This window comes from Halomonas denitrificans (genome assembly GCA_019800895.1).
In the GTDB taxonomy this organism is placed as follows: domain Bacteria; phylum Pseudomonadota; class Gammaproteobacteria; order Xanthomonadales; family Wenzhouxiangellaceae.
The window spans coordinates 384,552-403,496 of the sequence record JAHVKF010000001.1 but is presented as its reverse complement, the minus strand read 5'-3'; the positions used below and the strand labels follow the sequence as shown (position 1 = coordinate 403,496).

The 18,945-nt window shown below is 69.4% G+C and carries 19 protein-coding genes; 12 read left to right on the top strand and 7 right to left on the bottom strand.

Features of this window, described 5'->3' with window-relative positions; all coding sequences use genetic code 11:
• Positions 1–28: 28 nt before the first annotated feature.
• The 4 genes from KUV67_01780 to rplU all read right to left on the bottom strand — a co-directional run bounded on the left by KUV67_01780 (position 29) and on the right by rplU (position 3,593).
• Complete coding sequence (locus KUV67_01780) at positions 29–1,696, bottom strand: mucoidy inhibitor MuiA family protein (protein MBY6203597.1); 1,668 nt, start codon at positions 1,694–1,696, stop codon at positions 29–31.
• Between the two features lie 76 nt (positions 1,697–1,772).
• Positions 1,773–2,903: a GTPase ObgE gene (gene obgE / locus KUV67_01775; protein MBY6203596.1), complete on the bottom strand. Its 1,131-nt coding sequence runs from the start codon at positions 2,901–2,903 to the stop codon at positions 1,773–1,775.
• Positions 2,904–3,017: 114 nt separating this feature from the next.
• On the bottom strand, positions 3,018–3,278 hold the full coding sequence (gene rpmA, locus KUV67_01770; GenBank protein ID MBY6203595.1) for a 50S ribosomal protein L27: 261 nt from the start codon (positions 3,276–3,278) through the stop codon (positions 3,018–3,020).
• Between the two features lie 3 nt (positions 3,279–3,281).
• Complete coding sequence (rplU, locus tag KUV67_01765; protein ID MBY6203594.1) at positions 3,282–3,593, bottom strand: 50S ribosomal protein L21; 312 nt, start codon at positions 3,591–3,593, stop codon at positions 3,282–3,284.
• Positions 3,594–3,799: 206 nt separating this feature from the next.
• Between rplU and KUV67_01760 the strand changes: the two genes are divergently transcribed.
• The 6 genes from KUV67_01760 to KUV67_01735 all read left to right on the top strand — a co-directional run bounded on the left by KUV67_01760 (position 3,800) and on the right by KUV67_01735 (position 10,071).
• Positions 3,800–4,402 (top strand): hypothetical protein, encoded by a 603-nt coding sequence (locus KUV67_01760; GenBank protein ID MBY6203593.1) that lies wholly within the window; start codon positions 3,800–3,802, stop codon positions 4,400–4,402.
• Between the two features lie 184 nt (positions 4,403–4,586).
• Entirely contained in the window at positions 4,587–7,439 is a 2,853-nt protein-coding gene (gene uvrA, locus KUV67_01755) for an excinuclease ABC subunit UvrA (GenBank protein MBY6203592.1), read from the top strand.
• 102 nt (positions 7,440–7,541) lie between these two features.
• Positions 7,542–7,943, top strand: a complete 402-nt coding sequence (locus KUV67_01750; protein ID MBY6203591.1) for an acyl-CoA thioesterase — start codon at positions 7,542–7,544, stop codon at positions 7,941–7,943.
• 5 nt (positions 7,944–7,948) lie between these two features.
• Positions 7,949–9,115, top strand: a complete 1,167-nt coding sequence (locus KUV67_01745) for a GGDEF domain-containing protein (GenBank protein ID MBY6203590.1) — start codon at positions 7,949–7,951, stop codon at positions 9,113–9,115.
• A gap of 110 nt (positions 9,116–9,225) precedes the next feature.
• Positions 9,226–9,660, top strand: a complete 435-nt coding sequence (locus tag KUV67_01740; GenBank protein MBY6203589.1) for a hypothetical protein — start codon at positions 9,226–9,228, stop codon at positions 9,658–9,660.
• A 36-nt stretch (positions 9,661–9,696) separates the two neighbouring features.
• Positions 9,697–10,071, top strand: a complete 375-nt coding sequence (locus KUV67_01735) for an RNA-binding S4 domain-containing protein (GenBank protein MBY6203588.1) — start codon at positions 9,697–9,699, stop codon at positions 10,069–10,071.
• A gap of 170 nt (positions 10,072–10,241) precedes the next feature.
• Here the strand turns inward: KUV67_01735 and KUV67_01730 are convergent, their stop codons facing one another.
• The gene (locus KUV67_01730) at positions 10,242–10,706 is read right to left on the bottom strand and encodes a peptidylprolyl isomerase (protein ID MBY6203587.1); all 465 of its coding nucleotides are present in this window, start codon (positions 10,704–10,706) and stop codon (positions 10,242–10,244) included.
• Between the two features lie 127 nt (positions 10,707–10,833).
• Between KUV67_01730 and KUV67_01725 the strand changes: the two genes are divergently transcribed.
• Complete coding sequence (locus tag KUV67_01725) at positions 10,834–11,439, top strand: Slp family lipoprotein (GenBank protein MBY6203586.1); 606 nt, start codon at positions 10,834–10,836, stop codon at positions 11,437–11,439.
• Positions 11,440–11,513: 74 nt separating this feature from the next.
• Here KUV67_01725 and queG read toward each other — a convergent pair whose 3' ends face one another.
• On the bottom strand, positions 11,514–12,647 hold the full coding sequence (gene queG, locus KUV67_01720; protein ID MBY6203585.1) for a tRNA epoxyqueuosine(34) reductase QueG: 1,134 nt from the start codon (positions 12,645–12,647) through the stop codon (positions 11,514–11,516).
• Here queG and KUV67_01715 point away from each other — a divergent pair.
• Complete coding sequence (locus KUV67_01715) at positions 12,639–14,129, top strand: NAD(P)H-hydrate dehydratase (protein ID MBY6203584.1); 1,491 nt, start codon at positions 12,639–12,641, stop codon at positions 14,127–14,129. The genes queG and KUV67_01715 overlap by 9 nt on opposite strands.
• Positions 14,130–14,170: 41 nt before the next feature.
• Positions 14,171–14,596 (top strand): tRNA (adenosine(37)-N6)-threonylcarbamoyltransferase complex ATPase subunit type 1 TsaE, encoded by a 426-nt coding sequence (gene tsaE, locus KUV67_01710; GenBank protein ID MBY6203583.1) that lies wholly within the window; start codon positions 14,171–14,173, stop codon positions 14,594–14,596.
• A 74-nt stretch (positions 14,597–14,670) separates the two neighbouring features.
• Here the strand turns inward: tsaE and KUV67_01705 are convergent, their stop codons facing one another.
• Positions 14,671–15,528, bottom strand: a complete 858-nt coding sequence (locus KUV67_01705) for an acyl-CoA thioesterase II (GenBank protein ID MBY6203582.1) — start codon at positions 15,526–15,528, stop codon at positions 14,671–14,673.
• A 211-nt stretch (positions 15,529–15,739) separates the two neighbouring features.
• On the opposite strand from KUV67_01705, the gene KUV67_01700 reads away from it, so the two are divergent.
• The 3 genes from KUV67_01700 (at position 15,740) to KUV67_01690 (ending at position 18,904) form a co-directional block, all read left to right on the top strand.
• Positions 15,740–16,702, top strand: a complete 963-nt coding sequence (locus KUV67_01700; protein ID MBY6203581.1) for a diacylglycerol kinase family lipid kinase — start codon at positions 15,740–15,742, stop codon at positions 16,700–16,702.
• Positions 16,699–17,139 carry a hypothetical protein gene (locus KUV67_01695; protein MBY6203580.1) on the top strand — a complete coding sequence of 147 codons (441 nt, stop codon included), beginning with the start codon at positions 16,699–16,701 and terminating at the stop codon, positions 17,137–17,139. Before KUV67_01700 ends, KUV67_01695 begins: the two co-directional genes overlap by 4 nt.
• Before the next feature lie 64 nt (positions 17,140–17,203).
• Entirely contained in the window at positions 17,204–18,904 is a 1,701-nt protein-coding gene (locus KUV67_01690) for an alkaline phosphatase (protein MBY6203579.1), read from the top strand.
• Positions 18,905–18,945: the final 41 nt, after the last annotated feature.

Sequence of the window (18,945 nt, the reverse complement as noted above, 5' to 3'; positions counted from 1 at the left end):
GCGGAGCGGGACCTCTCCGAGGGGTCGCCTACCAGCCCATGATGCCGGGCAGGTCCTCGGGCCAGGAAACGACCACGCCGAGCACCAGTTCCCGCGTCTGACCGGGCGCCAGCTCGAGGTCCCAGGCGATTCTGCCCGGCTGGTCGTCGACGTCGCGGCGATCCGGTGCCGTGCTGCGATCGGTCAGGCGGATTTCGATCCGCTCGTCGCGCGAGACCGGCAACTGATCCAGCACCGTCAGGGAAACGGGGCGGGCGTGCCGATTGGTGATCGTGATCCGGTGTTCGCGCAGTTCCCTGACCGTCTTGCTCAACAGCCCGGTGACCTCGCGCTCCTGGCGGACCAGGTCGTAGTCGATCTCGATCCGGTCGTCGACGCCGAAGCTCGATTCGATGATCGCGCCCGGCGCGGCGCCCGGGAAACCGGCCCGGCCCATCGAGGCGCCGTCCTGGAACAGCTGGACCGGCCCCGGCGGCAGCGCCGCGTCGCCGGTCCACTCGGCCTCGACGAAGGTCCACGCCGCCGGCTGGCGGCTCGGCACCGCCCGAGCGGCGAGCTCGGCCTCGAGGGTGCGCTCGTCGAGCCGGAACCGGTGCGGCTGGTTGTCCGACGGAATCGCGACCCGGCCGGGAAGGTCGTAACGCTGGGTCAGGGCCGGGCCCGCGAGTTCGGCCTGTGCGTGACCGGCGGCCTTGCCCGGCGCCGGCGACTCGGCGAAGCGGGCGACGTCGGCGGCGGACTCGGCCGCGTTGCGTGAACGGAGCGCCTGCGGGGCCGGCTGGGCGACATCGATCCACCAGGGGTAGAGTTGCGGCAGGGCCCCGCCGCTGGACGGCCGGGCCAGCGAAACCGCGACCCGGGCGCCCGACCAGTCTTCTCCGGTGGCCTGGCGGACCTCGGCGGACTGGACCAGGGTCAGGTCGCCGGCCCGCGTATCCAGTTGCCATTCGTAGACCGGGCGCCACGAGGCGCCGCCGACCGTGTAGTCGATCGTGAAGCGGGCCGAGCCGGCGTTCGGCGCGTCGAGCGCGATGCGCAGTTCGAGCCGGTCCTGCTGCTGGTTGCCGAGATCGGCAAGCTGGCGCTGCAGGCGCTCGATGTCTTCGCTCAGCGCGGCTTGTCGTTCGAGCAGTTCGCGCCGCTCGGCGTAGACGCGATCGGCCTGCTCGCCGATCCGGTCGAGCTGGGCGAGCAGGTCGGCCGGATCGGGCGCGTTGTCGCCCGACGGCGCGACCACGCGCTGCAGGAGGTTGAGCTGGAGGTCGCGGGCGGCAATGCGGTCGGCGACACCGGCGCGTTCGGCCTCGAGCGCTTCGATGCGTTCCGTCAGGTCGCGTGCGGCGGGATTGACCCGTTCGCTGCCGCGGACGATGTCGAAGTCCAGCGCGCCGATCCGGAGGCCTTCGGGGCCGGTGGCACCGACGCGGAGACTGTCGCGATCCAGACCGACCGGCAGGTCGTCGATGACGAGTTCGGCCTGGGCGGGACCGACCCGTTCCGTGACCACGCGGGTCACGCTGGCGCGATCGGGATAGACCGTTACCGATTCGACTGCGGCCGATGCGGCCGGCACGGCAAGGAGCAGGGCGGCCGCGATCAGGCCGAAGGTCATCATCGGGCCGGCGGTCGTCGGGGTGGCCCGACGTGCGACCGGTCGTTGGAACAGGGCGGTGGAAGAGGGGGCGGGCGTCGGCATCGAATGCTCCTTGGGCGGCGGAAATCCGGGACCGGCGCTCCGGCCGCCGGTCAGGCCGTTGGAGTCGATCGCCGCCTCAAGGTTCCGCCGGATCGATGTTCGGCTGGTCGTCGGGCTTGTCGCCACGATTGTCGCGAGAATCGTCGCGAGAATCGTCGCCAGGCCTGCTGGCAGGGTCGTGGGCGGGCGATGCGTCGTCTTCACGGTCCAGAATGTGGCGGGCCATCTCCTGGACCAGCGACTTCAGTCCGTCGCCGCTGAGCGACGAGATGCCGAAGGCCGGGCCGTCCCAACGTAGCCGATCGACCAGGTCGGCCACGGCCGCGTCGCGGTCGTCCTCGGCGCGCTGGTCGAGCTTCGTGACCACCAGCCAGCGCGGTTTGCCGGCCAGCGCCTCGTCGTAACGCGCCAGCTCGGCTTCCAGCGCCCGCACCTGGTCGGCCGGGTCGCTGCTGTCGAGCGGATCGATCTCGACCAGGTGCAGGAGCAAGCCGGTCCGACCGAGGTGCTTCAGGAAGCGGTGACCGAGGCCTGCGCCTTCGGCCGCACCCTCGATCAGGCCGGGGATGTCGGCGATCACGAAGCTTCGGCCGGGCTCCAGGGAAACGACGCCCAGGTTCGGGTGGAGCGTGGTGAAGGGGTAGTCCGCCACCTTCGGCCGCGCCTTGGACACGGCGCGGATGAACGTCGACTTGCCGGCGTTGGGGAAGCCGAGCAGGCCGACATCGGCCAGTACCTTGAGCTCCAGCTGCAGACCGCGCTCCTCGCCGGGCGTGCCCTCGGAGAACTGGCGCGGGGTCCGGTTGACCGAGGACTTGAAATGGATGTTGCCGCGGCCGCCGACGCCGCCGCGCGCGACCAGCAAGCGCTGGCCGGGCTCGGTCAGGTCACCGATCAGCTCGCCGGTCTCGGTCGCCCGGACCTGGGTGCCCAGGGGGACCCGTACGATCACGTCCTCGGCCGACTTGCCGGTCTTCTGGCGGCCCGCGCCCGGTTGGCCGTTGCGGGCCTGGAAGAGTCGGGCGTGGCGAAAGTCGACCAGCGTGTTCAGGCCCGAATCGGCTTCCAGCCAGACGTTGCCGCCGTCCCCGCCGTCCCCGCCGTCCGGCCCGCCCTTCGGGATGTACTTCTCGCGCCGGAAACTGACGCAGCCGTGGCCGCCGCGGCCGGCACGGACTTCGATCGTGGCTTCATCGACGAATTTCATCGGCGTCCCTCGGTGACCTGCCCCGGGCGTGCTGCAACGATGCAGATGACAACGATAGCGCACGAAAAAGCCGGCGCAGGGCCGGCTCTTCCGGATCCGGATTGATCGACGACCTTATTCGGTCGGTTCGATCGAAACGAATTTCCGCGCGGGCTTGCCCTTCTCGCGGAACACGACCTTGCCGTCGATCAGCGCGAACAGCGTGTGGTCGCGACCGACGCCGACGCCCTCGCCGGCGTGGAAGCGGGTGCCGCGCTGGCGAACGAGGATGTTGCCCGCGTCGACCTGCTCGCCACCGTAGCGCTTGACGCCCAGGAACTTCGGATTCGAGTCGCGGCCGTTGCGTGTCGAACCGCCTGCTTTCTTATGTGCCATTGCTCAGCCCTCGATGCCGGTGATCTTGAGTTCGGTGTAGTACTGGCGGTGACCCATCTGCTTCATGGAGTGCTTGCGCCGGCGGAACTTGATGATCCGCACCTTGTCGCCGCGACCGTGCGCGACCACTTCCGCCTTGACCTTGCCACCTTCCAGGGTCGGAGCGCCGACGCGGATGTCGTCGCCATCGGCGACCATCAGCACCTCGTCGATCTCGACCGAGGAACCCATTTCGGCCGGCAGTTTCTCGACGCGCACGACGTCGCCGGTCGAGGCCTTGTACTGCTTGCCACCGGTTTTGAATACCGCGTACATGCTGGTTCGCTCCAGAAAATGCGTGACTAAAGAGCGGGAATGTTAGCGGAAACCGGAGGCTGGGTCAATATCCGGTTCCGTTCCGATTCCGAACGCCGCACCGTCGCCGGGCCGCCGGCCACTGGTATCCTGTGCGCGACCCGGACCGATGCCCCTCGGCCGGCGCGCTAGTGACTCCTCCGACGACCCTACAACCGGGAGATCCCGTGGACAAGGCAGCACGCAAGGACAGCAACGGTGCCCGCAAGAGCATGGACTTCTTCCGCGGCTTCCTGCGCAATCCCGGCCAGGTCGGCTCCGTGATCCCGAGCTCGCGCTTCATGGAGCGCCGGATCATCGAGTTCGCGAATCTCGAGCGTGCCCGCGTCGTCGTCGAACTGGGTCCGGGGACCGGCGGCACCACTCGCGCGCTTCTCGATGCGATGCCGGCCGACGGACGCTTGCTGGCCATCGATCTCGAGCCCCGCTTCACCGAGATCGTCGAGGCGATCGGCGATCCGAGGTTGATCGCGCACACGGGCAGCGCCGCGGACCTGCCGGCGATCCTGGCCGAGCACGGCCTGGGCGCGCCCGACGCGGTCGTCTCCGGAATTCCGTTTTCGACGATGCCGCGCGAGCTCGGCACGTCCATTCTCGCCGCCGTCCGCGACAGCCTCTCCGAGACCGGCGTGTTCGTCGCCTACCAATTCCGATCCGAGGTCGCGCGCCTGGCCCGGTCGGTGTTCGGACCGCCGGAACGGTCGGATTCGGTGATGCTCAACATCCCGCCGATGCGCATCTGGCAATGGGCGCGGCCCGACGCCCACTGATCGGGGCCCACGGCGCCGAGTCCACCGAGTCCGTCCCCGGCAAGCCCGGGCCGCCGCGTCGGCTCGTGCCTCAGCGGATCGGCACAGCGCCGACGAACTTCTTGCAGCGACCCATCCCTTTGCGCGTATTTCATCGCACCGGGTATAGTTGCTGGTTTAGCCGACCGGCGGGACCCTGAGCCACGTGGACAAGATCACCCTTCGCGGAGCACGCACCCACAACCTGGCCAATATCGACCTGGAGCTCCCCCGCGATCGCCTGATCGTGTTCACGGGGTTGTCGGGGTCGGGCAAGTCCTCGCTGGCCTTCGACACCATCTACGCCGAGGGCCAGCGCCGCTACGTCGAGTCCCTGTCGGCCTACGCGCGACAATTCCTGTCGATGATGCAGAAGCCGGACCTCGACCACATCGAGGGCCTGAGCCCCGCCATCTCGATCGAGCAGAAGGCGGCCAGCCACAATCCCCGGTCGACCGTCGGCACCGTGACCGAAATCCATGATTACCTGCGCCTGATGTATGCGCGCGTGGGGACGCCGCGCTGCCCCGAGCATGGCGAGACGCTGGATGCGCAGACCGTCAGCCAGATGGTCGACACGGTGCTCAACCTGCCCGAGGGGACCCGCATGATGCTGCTCGCACCGGTGGTCAGGAACCGCAAGGGCGAGCACGCCAACCTGCTCCAGGAACTCCGCGCGCAGGGGTTCATCCGCGCTCGGGTCAACGGCCGCGTCGTCGACCTCGACGACGGAATGCCGACGCTCGAGCTGCGCAAGAAGCACACGATCGAGGCCGTGGTCGACCGGTTCAAGGTTCGCGACGACCTCGCCCAGCGACTGGCCGAGAGCATGGAGACCGCGCTCGCCCTGACCGACGGCATTGCCGTGGTCGCTCCGATGGATGCGGACAGCGAACTGGGCGAACTGCTGTTCTCGGCCCGCTTTGCCTGCCCGGTCTGCGACTACAGCCTGCCGGAGCTCGAGCCGCGGATGTTTTCGTTCAACAACCCGAACGGCGCCTGTCCCGCCTGCGACGGCCTCGGTCACAAGCAGTTCTTCGACCCGAATCGAGTCGTGGGCAATCCGGAGTTGAGCCTCGCCGGCGGCGCCGTGCGCGGCTGGGATCGCCGCAACGCCTACTATTTCCAGATGATCCAGTCGCTGGGTCGACACTACGACTTCGACCCGGAGACGCCGTTCGGCGAACTTCCGGACGCGGTGCAGGACGTGATCCTGCACGGTTCGGGGAGCGACAAGATCGCCTTCCGGTACTTCGCCGACGGCGGCAGCCAGACCCGCAAGCACCCGTTCGTCGGGGTGATCCCGAACCTCGAGCGGCGCTACCGCGAGACGGATTCGCGGGTCGTGCGCGAAGAACTGTCGCGCTACATCTCCGAGCAGGCGTGCCCGGAGTGCGGCGGCCAGCGCCTCAATGCCGCGGCCCGCAACGTCTTCATTGCCGAGCGATCGCTGCCGGAAGTATCGGCCTGGTCGGTTGAGCAGTGCCTGACCTTCTTCGACGAACTGGACCTGGACGGCTGGCGCGGCGAGATCGCCGGGAGAATCCTCAAGGAAGTGCGTGAACGCCTGCAGTTTCTCGTCAACGTCGGGCTGGACTACCTCACGCTGGATCGCCAGGCCGATACGCTATCGGGCGGCGAGGCCCAGCGAATCCGGCTGGCCAGCCAGATCGGCGCGGGGCTGGTCGGCGTGATGTACGTACTCGACGAGCCGTCGATCGGCCTGCACCAGCGGGACAATTCGCGCCTGCTGGAGACGCTGACCCGCCTGCGCGATCTCGGCAACACGGTCATCGTCGTCGAGCACGACGAGGACGCGATCCGCTCGGCCGACCACATCGTCGACATCGGGCCGGGGCCGGGAGTGCACGGCGGGCAGATCGTGTATTCGGGCCCGCCCGACGGCATCGAGACCTGCGAGGACTCGCTGACCGGCGACTACCTGAGCGGCCGCCGGGAAATCGAGGTGCCGAAGAAGCGGACCAAGCCGAAGGCGAAGCGGATCTTCCGCCTCGACGGCGCGACCGGCAACAACCTCAAGAACGTCGACCTGGAAATTCCGGCCGGCCTGTTCGTGTGCGTGACCGGCGTGTCCGGATCGGGCAAGTCGACGCTGATCAACGACACGCTCTACAAGCTGATGGCGCGCGAGCTCAACGGCGCGTCCGAGAATCCGGCGCCGTACGTCCGGCATTCGGGGCTGGACCTGTTCGACAAGGTGGTCGACATCGACCAGAGCCCGATCGGCCGCACGCCGAGGTCGAACCCGGCCACCTACACGGGCCTGTTCACGCCGATCCGCGAGCTGTTCGCCGGCACCGGTGAGGCCCGGTCGCGAGGCTACAAGCCCGGACGATTCTCGTTCAACGTCAAGGGCGGCCGCTGCGAGGCCTGCCAGGGCGACGGCATGGTCCGGGTCGAAATGCATTTCCTGCCCGACATCTTCGTGCCCTGCGACGTCTGCCACGGCAAGCGCTACAACCGCGAGACGCTGACGGTCCACTACAAGGGCAAGACCATCCACGAGGTGCTCGAGATGACGGTCGAGGACGCGCTGCCGTTCTTCGACGCCGTGCCGGCCGTGGCCCGCAAGCTGCAGACGCTGATGGACGTCGGCCTGTCCTACATCACCCTGGGCCAGTCCGCGGTCACGCTGTCTGGCGGTGAAGCGCAGCGGATCAAGCTCGCGCGCGAGCTGTCCAAGCGCGATACCGGCAACACCCTGTACATCCTCGACGAACCCACCACCGGCCTTCATTTCCACGACATCAAGCAGCTCCTGAGCGTGCTGCATCGGCTGCGCGACGAAGGCAACACGGTGGTGGTGATCGAGCACAACCTCGACGTGATCAAGACCGCGGACTGGATCATCGACCTCGGCCCCGAAGGCGGCGTGCGCGGCGGCACGATCCTGGCCACGGGCACGCCCGAGCAGATCGCCGCCGAAGAGGGGTCCTGGACGGGCCGCTACCTGGCCGAGATGCCGGGCATCAAGCGGCGGCGGCGCAAGTTGGCCTGACGGCCGGGGCCTCGGCCGGCCCGCGCACGAGTACACTGTAGGTTCGGCCGCCCGGTCTCCGGGGTCGGCGGCTCATCGAATCGACTGCAAGGGGTTGGAACCATGTCGGATTTCAGCATCGAACTCGACGTTCGCTGGGGCGACGTCGACTCCTTCGGCCACGTCAACAACGCGGTGTTCCTGGCCTATCTCGAGCAGTGCCGAAGCCTCTGGATGGACAGCGTGCCGTGCCACTGGCAGGACGGCGATACCGGTCCGGTGGTGGCCAACGTCAACATCAATTACCGACGGCCCATCCACTGGCCCGAGCGCCTCGAAGTGACCCTCCGGCCGGAATCGCCGGGCCGTTCGAGCATCAAGTTGCACAGCGAGATCCGGTCGGTGCCGCAGGACAACGACGCGCAGCCGACGCGATTCGCGGACGCCGCCGTGACGCTGGTGTGGATCGACAAGACCAGCGGTGAATCGGTGCCGCTGCCGACCAGCATCCGCGAACTGGCCTGATCCCGATGCGACGAGGCAGGACGAAGGAACGGTGGACCGGAGCGATCCGGCGCCTCCTCGATCCGCCCGACGAACTCATGCTGGAGGCCGGCGCGATCGGCGAGGTGCTGGTGGCAAGGATCCGGCTCGTCGTGGTCAGCCTGATCGTGCTGATGCCGCCGATCGCATGGCTGAGCGGGGCGCGGATCGAGGAAGTGGTCACCGGCGGCGCAATGGCCTCCGTGGCGCTGGTCTTTGCCGTGGTGCTGCTGCACAAGGTTCGGCGCGATGGTGCGGCGGTCCGCTGGCGCTTCCTGTCGGCCGCCTTCGACATCACGTCCATTTCCCTCGTGCTTGCGCTGTTCCTGGTTCAGGGCCTTCCGCACGTGGCGATCAACAGCCGGGTGGTCTACGAGCTCTACCTGCTCTCGATCGCTGCGACCGCGCTGCGCGGCGACCGCCGCGTCTGCCTGTTCGCCGGCGGACTGGCGCTGGTCCAGTACGGCGCGATCATCGCGGCTGCAGTGAGCTTCGGCGACCTCAACGATGCGTCCTGGGCGCCGTTCCTGTACGGGTTCCACAGCTGGGGCGACCAGATGTCGCGGCTGATCCTGATCGCCGCGATGACCCTGCTCGCCCTGGCCTGCGTTCATCAGACCCGGAAGTTGCTGCAGCTCTCCAGCCAGGACCGGTTGACCGGGATCCGCAACCGCGCGTGGCTCGACAGCCGCCTCGAGCGTGAGCTCGGCGAGGCCGCGCTGACCCGTCGATCGGTGGCGCTGGCGATGATCGACGTCGACGACTTCAAGGAATTCAACGACCGGTTCGGCCACCTCGCCGGAGACGCCGCGCTGCGTTCGATCGCCGAACGGCTCGCCGAACGGATCGAGTCACCGGGCGTCGTGGCCCGTTACGGTGGAGAAGAGTTCACGGTGATCCTGCCGGATGTCGACCCGCCGGATGCCGGGCGTCGGCTGGACGTGCTGCGCGCGACCTTCGAATCCGACCGGATCGACCTGCCCGGAAACGAAAATCCGGTCGCTTCGCCGACGCTGAGCATCGGTGTGGCCGGCTGGGCGGCGGGAGATTCGGCCGAGGCGTTGATCGACCGGGCGGACCGTGCCTTGATCCGGGCCAAGCGGGCCGGGCGAAATCGGGTCGTCGTAGCGGACGCCGACGCGCCCGCAGCTTGACCGCCGGGGACCCGCGCGGGACGCCATCGTCGCCGCCACTGGCCCGGCCTTCGGTGTTGTGTCACGATTGGGACCGGCACCACGTTCGCTCGACCATCGAGGAGGGAGTCATGCACCAGGTCAATGCTCGCACGCCGATGCATCTTTGGATCGTCGGCATCCTGTCGCTGCTGTGGAACGCCATGGGAGCGTTCGATTACCTGGCCACGAAGCTGCGGCTGGAGTTCTACATGAACATGTTCACGGAAGCGCAGCTGGCGTATTTCTATGACCTGCCGCTGTTCTTCACCGTGTTCTGGGCCGTCGGCGTCTGGGGTGCGCTGTTCGGCTCGGTGGCGCTGCTGCTGCGCCGGCGGTGGGCGGTGGCCTTGTTCGCGCTCTCGCTGGTCGGCATGATCGTCGGCAGCATCTACACGCTGTTCCTCAGCGACGGCATCGAGATCATGGGCGCCGGGGGCGCGATCTTCTCGGCGGTGATCTTCGTGGTCGGTGTCTTCCTGCTGGTCTACGCGCGCAGGATGGCCGCCGCCGGCGTGCTGCGCTGACGCGCCGGGCGGGCGCAGCCTGCTAGCCTTGGGAGGATGGACTCGGTTCGTATCGACAAGTGGCTGTGGGCGGCACGCTTCTTCAAGACCCGATCGCTCGCCCAGGCGGCGGTCAGGGGCGGTCACGTGCAGGTCGACGGTCGGAGCTGCAAGCCGGCCCGGTCGATTTCCGTCGGGGATCGCCTGACCATCACCCGCGGCGAAACGGTCTTCGTGGTCGACGTGCGCGCGTTGTCCGAACGGCGCGGCCCGGCGCCGCAGGCGCGCGAGCTCTACGCCGAGACGGAGGCGAGCATCGCGGCACGCGAGCAGCGTGCCGAACAGCGGCGCCTGGCCGGTAACGTCGATCCCGGACGTCGCCCGGACAAGCGGCAGCGGCGCCGCATCCGGTCCTTCAGCGGAAAATCCTGACGCCCACCCGTCTGGTGCGCGTTCGCGCCGGACCCGGCCCGGACTCGCCGTGAGCGCCTGCTGCAACGAAAAACGCCGGGCGGGGCCCGGCGTTCTCGTCGAACTTCGGCGCAGCGGTCGACCTCGATCGGTCTACGGTCGAGCGACCCGCGCCTGCCGCAAGGGCGGGGTCAGCCGGTGACCTGGCCCGCTTCCTTCTCGGCGTCGGTGGCTTCGCGGATATCGCGAACGGTGACGGCGAAGTTCAGTTCCTTGCCGGCCAGGTCGTGGTTGGCGTCGATCGTGACCTGCTCGCCTTCGATCTTGGTGACCGTGACGACCAGCGGGCCCTGGGCCGATTCCGCGTTGAATTTCATGCCCGGCTCGACCTTGTCGATCCCGGCGAACGCTTCCATCGAAACGGTCTGGACGAGTTCCTGGCGATGCGGGCCGTAGCCTTCTTCGGGCTCGACCTTGACCTCGAGTTCGTCGCCTTCGCTCTTTCCTTCCAGTGCCTTCTCCAGGCCCGGAATGATGTTGCCGTGGCCGTGCAGGTAGGCCAGCGGTTCGCGACCTTCCGAGGTGTCGATCACCTCACCGTCGTTGTCGGTCAGGGTGTAGTCGATCGAGACCACGGTATCGGACGTTGCTTGCATGACAAAAATCCTGTCGTTGAAGTAGATGACCCCACAGGATAACACCCTGACGTTTGCGACCCCAGCGGTGGTTCCGCGGCCCGCCGTGATCTGGCAGGATGAAGGCATCCCGTACCGGAGCGCCGGAATGAACTTCATCGACCGCCCGATTCGCCCGTTTTCGCTGCCTTCGTCGATCGCGACCGTTTCACGCAGCTTCCGGTCTACAACAGTGCCTCGGTCACGCCCGGAGTCCCCGATCCGCGCCGCGCGGACGCGGCTCCTGCTGCCAGCCCTGCTGGCCGTCGTGCTGCTGGCCGCCGGCTGTGCGACCAGCCCCTTCTCCGGCGCCGGCCCGGTCGTTGCGAAGGGGCCTGCAGACGCGCTTCGCGGAGAGATCGCGCCCGGTGAACGGGTGCTGTGGGGCGGTCGCATCGTCGGCGTCGTCAACGCCTCGGACGTGACCGAACTCGAAATCCTGGCGCTGCCCCTGGACCGCGCCGACCGGCCGCGCGCGTCGGCCGAGGGCGGTGTGCGCTTCGTCGTTCGCTATCCCGGGTTCCTGGAACCGGTCAACTATGCGCCGGGCCGGTTGCTGACCGCGCTCGGGCGCTTCACGACGGTGGAGACGCGCACGGTCGGCGAGTTCGACATCGAGCAGCCGGTGATCGATGCCCGCCAGGTCGAGCTCTGGCCGGTCCGCGACCCGCGGCCACAGACGCAGTTCGGCATCGGGGTCGGGATCAGGCTCTGAACGGCAGGGAAGAGGGGAGAGGGACGAGGGGCGAGTGAAAGGCAGGGGGTGGGACGGGAAACGACGGGACCGCTCTAGGCTCCACGCGTTTCCGCTCCCCTTTTCCCGTTCCCCTTTCCCCTGCCCGGCACGCCGTGCTGGGCCAGCGCCCAGGCCACGTGCTCCCGGACCAGCGCCGAAGGGTGGTCCGCGCGGGCGCGCAGCGCCTCGAGCACCTCGGGCGAGGTCGGCGCATTGCCGAGGCCGACGGCGAGATTCCGCAGCCAGCGTTCGTGGCCGATCCGCCGGATCGCGCTGCCCCGGGTCCGGTCGAGGAACTCCTGCTCGCTCCAGGCGAACAGGTCGACGAGCTTCGGCGCATCCAGGCCCTCACGGGGCGTGAAGTCGCGTTCGCCGGTGAAGTCCGCGTAGCGGTTCCACGGGCAGACCGCCTGGCAATCGTCGCAGCCGTAGACGCGGTTGCCGATCGCGCGGCGGAACTCCACCGGGATCGCGCCCTTCAGTTCGATCGTCAGGTACGAGATGCATCGCCGCGCATCGAGCTGGTAGGGCGCGGTGATCGCGTCGGTCGGGCAGACGTCGATGCAGCGTCGGCAGGAGCCGCAGTGATCGCGCACCGGCTCGTCGGCCGGCAGGGCGAGATCGGTGTAGATCTCGCCGAGAAAGAACCAGCTGCCCGCATGGCGGTCGAGCAGGTTGGTGTGCTTGCCGATCCAACCCAGCCCGGCCTTGGCGGCGAGCGGCTTTTCCAGCACGGGGGCGGAATCGGTGAACACCCGGTAACCGAAGGGACCGATCCGTTCTTCGATCCGGCCGGCCAGGGACTTCAGCCGGGCGCGCAGGATCTTGTGGTAGTCGCGTCCCAGCGCATAGCGCGAGATGCACGCGCGATCGCCGCGCTCGGCCAGCTCGAGCGGGTCGGTCGCGGATTCGGGCAGGTAGTCCATCCGCGCGACGATGACCGAGCGGGTGCCGGGGACCAGTTGCTCCGGCCGGGAGCGCTTGTGGCCGTGCCGCGCCATCCACTCCATCTCGCCGTGCCGGCCGTCCGCGAGCCAGGCCTCGAGGCGGCGCTCGTCGGCCGCGAGATCGATGTCGCTGATGCCGATCTTCTGGAATCCGAGCGAGCGGCCCCATTCGCGGAGGTCGGACACGAGTCGCGCCGCGTCGAGCGGCGATTCGTTCTTATAATCGGAGCCATGCGACATGCCGACGGAGTATATCGGGCCGAGCAGGCCCGAGCGATCGACGCACGCGCGATCGACGAGCTGGGAATCCCGGGTCCGGAACTGATGGAGCGCGCGGGCCGCGCGGCCTTCGAAGCGCTCCGCGAGCGATTTCCGAAGGCGGGTCGGATCGTGGTGGTCTGCGGCGGCGGCAACAATGGCGGCGATGGCTATGTCGTGGCCTGGCACGCCCGGGCCGCCGGCCTCGCCGTCGACCTGGTCGCTCTGGCGAATCCCGATGGCTTGAGCGGCGAGGCCGCGAACGCGTGCGCGGCCTGGCGTCGGTCCGGCGGTGCGATCCACGCCGCCGAAGCACTGGGCGGGACACTGGACGGCGCCGACCTCGTGGTCGACGCGGTGCTCGGCACCGGGCTGGACCGGGCGGTTCGCGACGACATCGCCGCATCCCTGCGGGCGATCAACGAGTCCCCGGCCGCGGTGCTGGCGCTGGATGTGCCCTCGGGACTGAATGCCGATACCGGTCAGCCCATGGGTGTGGCCGTTCGCGCCGACGTGACCGTGACCTTCATCGCGATGAAGCGGGGCCTGCTGACCGGCTCGGCGGGGGACTGGACCGGAGAGCTCGTGCTGGCCCCGCTGGATGTTCCCGAGCAGGCCTTCGATGCGACCGAGCCGGACGCCGAGCGGCTGGACGCCGACGTCGCCGCGCGCTGGCTGACCCCGCGGCGGGCCTCGACCCACAAGGGCGATCTGGGCCACGTGCTGGTCTGCGGCGGCGACCACGGGATGCCCGGCGCCGCGCTGCTCGCCGCCCGCGCCGCGCTGGAGGCGGGCTCCGGCCTGGTGTCGGTCGCGACCCGGGCGGCGCACGCACCGGTCATGGCCTCGGGCCTGCCGGAGGCGATGTGGGCCGACGCCGAGGACGGCGATCGGCTCGATTCGCTGGCCGAACGCGCGGACGTCATCGCGCTGGGCCCGGGCCTGGGTCGGAGCGACTGGTCGCGGGCGGTCTGGGATCGACTGGTCCGGCGCGATACGCCGCTGGTGCTGGATGCCGACGGCCTCAACCGCCTGGCCGAGGGCCGTGACGGCCGCCGCCTGGAGCGCGATGGCTGGATCCTGACCCCGCACCCGGGCGAGGCGGCGCGCCTCCTCGGCGTCGACAGCCAGGAGGTTCAGAGGGATCGCTTCGCGGCCGCTCGCGAACTGGCCGGGCGCTATCACGCCGTGGTCGTCCTGAAGGGCTTCGGAACCCTGACCGCCGCGCCGGACGGCCGCCTGGCCGTGTGCCCCTTCGGCACGCCGGCGATGGCCACCGCCGGCATGGGGGACGCGCTCACCGGGATTCTTGCGAGTCTTCTCGGACAGGGCCTGGCGCCGTTCGATGCGGCGCGCGCGGGTACGGTGCTGCACGCACGCGCCGCCGAGGTCGCGGCCGGGGGTCGGCGCCAGGTCCTGGCCGGGCAGGTCATCGACGGACTCCACCGCGTTCTCCCGCGATGAACCCGGAATCGGAGACCCACCGCCCGGTCGGCGAGCCGGCGATGCTCGCGCTGGGCGAGACCCTGGCCACCCGCCTCGCGCCCGGGGTGCAGGTCTGGCTCTCCGGCGACCTCGGCGCGGGCAAGACCACGTTGGTTCGCGGCGTGCTGCGGGGGCTCGGCTACCAGGGCCGGGTCAAGAGCCCGACCTACGGCCTGGTCGAGAGCTACGACCTCACCGACGTCACGGTCCACCACCTCGATCTCTATCGCCTGACCGACCCCGAGGAACTCGACTTCCTCGGCCTGGACGATCTGATCGGCGCCGATTCGCTGCTGCTGGTCGAATGGCCCGAGCGCGGCCGCGGCATGCTGCGCGAGGCGGATGTCAGGATCTCCATCGAGCCGGCCGACGCGACGGACATCTCCGCGGGGCGGAACGTGACGGTGGAGGGGCTCGGGAACGAGGGGAAAGGGATCAGGGACTAGGGGCTAGTGCGATCGTAGCGAGGGTTTTACCCGTCTCGTTCCCCTGGTCCCTTTCCCCAGAATCCTGGCGCGCTTCACTCCCATACCCGGATCACGCCTTCCTGGACCGTCGAGGCCACCAGCGTGCCGTCGCGGGCGAAGATCTGGCCACGATTGAAGCCGCGTCCGTCGCCGGACGACGGGCTGTCGAAGGCGTAGAGCAACCAGTCGTCCACGCGGAACGGGCGGTGGAACCACATGCCATGGTCGAGGCTGGCCATCTGCACCGTCTTCTCGCCGAAGGGGAGCCGATGGGGGAGCGTCGCCGTGCCCAGCAGTTCGTAGTCGGACACGTAGGTCAGAAGCGTGCGATGGATCTCCGGGTCATCGGGAAGCCGGCTCCACGCCCGCATCCAGAGATGCTTGCGGGGCGGGCGTTCCGAGGGGTCGATCAGCTTCGGAGGCTCGACCGGCCGGAACTCGAAGGGCGGCTCGTGGGCCAGGAAGCGCCGCATCTTCTCGGGCACGCGGTCGAGCATCGATCGATTGATGTCGACCAGTTCGCTCAGGCCGTCCGGTCCTTCGACGTCCGGCATGTCGATCTGGTGCGAGGGGCCGTCCTCGGCACGCTTGAACGACGCGGCGAGGTTGAGGATCGGGCGACCATGCTGCAGTGCGACCACGCGCCGGTTCGAATAACTTCGGCCGTCGCGCGACCGCTCGACCTGGTAGACCACGGGTCGGTTGAAATCACCCGGCCGCAGGAAGTACGCGTGCAGCGAATGGGGCGCGCGGTCGTCGACCGTTCGGTGGGCGGCCGACAGCGCCTGGCCGAGAATCTGCCCACCGAAGACCTGAGGCGATCCGATATCGTGACTGCGGCCCCGGAACAGGTTGTCCTCGAGGCGCTCGAGTTCGAGCAGTTCGACCACGCGGGCCAGTACGGGGTTCATCGCTGCGTTCCTCGGGTTGGCGGGGCGGGCGTCGCCGGGTGGGCCGGAACCGCGGCTCGTCGTCTCCCCGGCGCCGCATCGTGCACCGGAGCCGATGGCGGTCCTTGTCTTCGGTCGTCCATCGGGCGGCGGAGCCTCGATGTCGAAGGGTACCCCGGGCGACCGCTGCATCGGGTACCTTGAAGGCTGGTGTGCGACGGTTCGAGATTCCATGACGACCTGGTTGGTGGGCAATCCGGCTGCGGGCGACGGCGATCGCGGAGTCGACTTCTGGCTGGAACGGCTGCGGGACGCGGACCTGGAGGTCGACGAGACGATCGATCCGGGCGGTCTGGACGGCGCGGCGATCGAACGCGACGACCGCGTGCTGGCGGCCGGTGGTGACGGAACGGTCCAGGCGGTGGCCGGAGCCTGCGCCCGCGCCGGGGCCGTGCTGGCCGTGCTGCCTTCGGGAACGGCCAATGACTTCGCCCGCAGCCTGGGCCTGTCCGGCGATCCGGACGAGGCCTGCCGGGCCGTGGTCGACGACCGCCGGGAGGTCGTCGACCTGGGCCGCATCGAGGCCACGAGCGGGCGCCGCTCGTTCATCAACGTGGCCCACATGGGGCTGGGCGCCGAGGCCAGCCGCGCGGTGGACGACCGGGACAAGAAGTGGTTCGGCGCTTTCAGCTACGCCCGCCGCCTGGTCGAGCGCTGGCGCGAACACCGCGGCACCCGGGGCCGGTTGCGCTGCGATGACCGGGTCTTCGGCGGCCGCTGGCTGGAGATCGCGGTGGCCAACGGCGCTTTCTACGGCGGCGGCAATCGCGTGCCGGAGGCCGTGGTCGACGACGGCGCCTTCGAGGTCTATGCGGTTCGTGCCGATCACCCACTGCGACTTGCCTGGACGCTCGTCGCCGTCCGGTTGCTTGGGCCAGAGCGAGTTCGCTCGCCCCGGGTCGTCCATCAACGGTGCCGGCGCGTGAGCCTGACGGCCAAGAAACCGATGGCGGCGACCGCCGATGGCGAGGACATCGGCGAGACCCCGGTCGAGGTCGAGCTCGAGGCCGGCGCGCTGACCGTGATCCGCGGCCCCGGGACGGGCGCCTTCGAGGCGGCGGAGCAAGACCCGGACGAGCACGAGTCGCCGCCGCAGCCCCCGTCGCAGAAGACATCGAAGGAGGATGCCCGATGAGCCTGATCCGTGATGACGACGAGGCCTGCCTGATGGAAGTCCACGCTCGCGGTGCCGAATTGCTGGAACGGTACCGGGAGCTGCTGGAGGACGGCGCGCCGCCCGCCGGGTTGGCCGACGCGCTGGGGCGGGTCGTGGAGGCTCGCGCGGCGTGTCTGGAGCAACTGGCGGACCGGCTTCGCGCGCGGGGCGTCCTGCCCAGTGCCGGCGACCCCGACCGGGCGTGGGTCCAGGCCTCGGCCGATCTGCTCGGTGCCGACGGAACGTCGCTGGGCGAGCGACTGGTGGCGGCCGAGGGGCGCTGGCGCGACACGCTGGATGCGGCCCTCGACCAGGCCGTCGAGCAGTCCTGGAACGACGAGGACGCGGCAGTGCTGGAGCGCCTGTCGGACCACATGGATGCATGCATGGAGCGGCTGAAGTCGGCTTCGAACTGATCATCGCGTCGACGGGGTGCACGCGACACCCGGTCGTCATCCGGGCCCGCCTACAATCCACGCCATGATTCTCGACCGACCTTCGACCCGGGCCGTGTTCGCGGCCATCCTGCTCTCCGGTGGCGCGGCGCTGGCCGATGCACCGTCGACAACGCCGGCGCGCGCGGCTGCGGCCGTTACGGCGGAGCGGATCACCGAGACACCTGGCCGCTGGTACCGCAGCGGGCAGGCCGAAATCGCGCGACGGCGCGAACGAGCAGGGGCGGGCACGGCGCGCAACCTGGTGCTGTTCGTCGGCGACGGAATGAGCCTGGCCACGATCAGCGCGGCGCGCATCCTGGCCGGTCAGCGGGCCGGCGGACCGGGCGAGGAGCACTCGCTGGCGTTCGAGGCGTTCGAATTCCTGGCGCTGGCCAAGACCTACAACACCAACCAGCAGACGCCCGACTCGGCCGGGACCATGACCGCCATGGCCACGGGGGTGAAAACCTTCGCCGGCGGCATCGCCGTGGACCAGCGCGCCGAGCGTTCGGACTGCGGCTCGGCCACCGGGCGCGAGCGCGTCTCGCTGCTCGACCTCGCCCGGCGGGCCGGTCTCGCGACCGGGATCGTCACCAATTCGCGAATCACCCACGCGACGCCCGCCGCGCTGTACGCCAAGTCGCCCGAGCGGCGCTGGGAGGACGACAGCGGTCTGTCGCCGACGGCCCGGGAGCTCGGTTGCCGAGACATCGCCCGGCAGCTCGTGGACTACGACGTCGACGGCTGGTTCGACGTGGTGTTCGGGGGCGGCCGGTCGGGGTTCCTGCCGGCCGAGGCCTTCGACCCGGAGTATCCGGATCGGCGCGGACGTCGACAGGACGGCGTCGACCTGACCGAGCGCTGGCAGGCGCGGTTCCCGAACGGTCGCTTCATCTGGAACCGCGAGCAATTCGAGGCGCTTCCCGAGGCGCCGGACGGCCCGGTCCTCGGCCTGTTCGATCGATCGCACATGCGCTACCGACACGACCGCGCCGACGACGGCGCCGGCGAGCCGTCGCTGGTCGAGATGACCGTCCGCGCGCTGGACCTGCTTCGGCAGCGGACCGCGGGCACCCCCGGGGAACGCGACGGCGGGGAAGGCCAGCCCGGCGGCTTCGTGCTCGTGGTCGAAAGCGCCCGCATCGATCACGCCCACCATGAAGGCAACGCCTTCCGCGCGCTCGACGAGACGATCCTGCTGTCCGAGGCCGTCGCCGCGGTGCTCGATCGCGTCGATCGCGCCGAGACCCTGGTCGTGGTCACCGCCGATCACGGCCATGCGCTCACCTTCGGTGGCTACGGAGGGCGTGGCAACCCGATCCTGGGCCGGACCCACGGCCCCGGCCCGGCCGGCGAGCCCCCGCGCCTGGCGCGTGATATCGACGGCAAGCCCTTCACGACGCTCAACTACATCAACGGCCCCGGCTATCGACCGGGGCCGCGCCCCGACCTGGCACCCGGCGAGCCGAGGGATCCGGACTACAAGCAGGAGGCGGTCTTCGGCGTGTCACAGTCGACCCACGGCGGCGAGGATGTCCCCGTCTACGCGACCGGACCGGGCGCCGAGGCGTTGACCGGCTCGATCGAACAGCACCTGATCTTCCACGCCCTGCTCCAGGCCCAGCCGGCCCTGCGGGATGCCGCCGAGTCGATCACCGGGGAGTCCGGCATGCCGGAATGGAGGAAAATCAGGGACCAGGGACCAGGGACCAGGGACCAGGGACCAGGGGTAGGGGACCAGTAGGGACCGGAAAACCGCCCGATTCCGAGGTTTTACCAGTCCCT

Excerpts from the sequence above, each read along its gene's own strand:
- KUV67_01715 (MBY6203584.1), top strand. The coding sequence starts at position 12,639 with ATGCGACATGCCGACGGAGTATATCGGGCCGAGCAGGCCCGAGCGATC.
- obgE (MBY6203596.1), bottom strand. The coding sequence starts at position 2,903 with ATGAAATTCGTCGATGAAGCCACGATCGAAGTCCGTGCCGGCCGCGGC.
- KUV67_01740 (MBY6203589.1), top strand. The coding sequence starts at position 9,226 with ATGCACCAGGTCAATGCTCGCACGCCGATGCATCTTTGGATCGTCGGC.
- KUV67_01780 (MBY6203597.1), bottom strand. The coding sequence starts at position 1,696 with ATGCCGACGCCCGCCCCCTCTTCCACCGCCCTGTTCCAACGACCGGTC.
- KUV67_01705 (MBY6203582.1), bottom strand. The coding sequence starts at position 15,528 with ATGAACCCCGTACTGGCCCGCGTGGTCGAACTGCTCGAACTCGAGCGC.
- rpmA (MBY6203595.1), bottom strand. The coding sequence starts at position 3,278 with ATGGCACATAAGAAAGCAGGCGGTTCGACACGCAACGGCCGCGACTCG.
- KUV67_01700 (MBY6203581.1), top strand. The coding sequence starts at position 15,740 with ATGACGACCTGGTTGGTGGGCAATCCGGCTGCGGGCGACGGCGATCGC.
- KUV67_01690 (MBY6203579.1), top strand. The coding sequence starts at position 17,204 with ATGATTCTCGACCGACCTTCGACCCGGGCCGTGTTCGCGGCCATCCTG.
- queG (MBY6203585.1), bottom strand. The coding sequence starts at position 12,647 with ATGTCGCATGGCTCCGATTATAAGAACGAATCGCCGCTCGACGCGGCG.
- KUV67_01695 (MBY6203580.1), top strand. The coding sequence starts at position 16,699 with ATGAGCCTGATCCGTGATGACGACGAGGCCTGCCTGATGGAAGTCCAC.
- KUV67_01745 (MBY6203590.1), top strand. The coding sequence starts at position 7,949 with ATGCGACGAGGCAGGACGAAGGAACGGTGGACCGGAGCGATCCGGCGC.
- rplU (MBY6203594.1), bottom strand. The coding sequence starts at position 3,593 with ATGTACGCGGTATTCAAAACCGGTGGCAAGCAGTACAAGGCCTCGACC.
- tsaE (MBY6203583.1), top strand. The coding sequence starts at position 14,171 with ATGCTCGCGCTGGGCGAGACCCTGGCCACCCGCCTCGCGCCCGGGGTG.
- KUV67_01725 (MBY6203586.1), top strand. The coding sequence starts at position 10,834 with ATGAACTTCATCGACCGCCCGATTCGCCCGTTTTCGCTGCCTTCGTCG.
- KUV67_01735 (MBY6203588.1), top strand. The coding sequence starts at position 9,697 with ATGGACTCGGTTCGTATCGACAAGTGGCTGTGGGCGGCACGCTTCTTC.
- KUV67_01750 (MBY6203591.1), top strand. The coding sequence starts at position 7,542 with ATGTCGGATTTCAGCATCGAACTCGACGTTCGCTGGGGCGACGTCGAC.
- KUV67_01730 (MBY6203587.1), bottom strand. The coding sequence starts at position 10,706 with ATGCAAGCAACGTCCGATACCGTGGTCTCGATCGACTACACCCTGACC.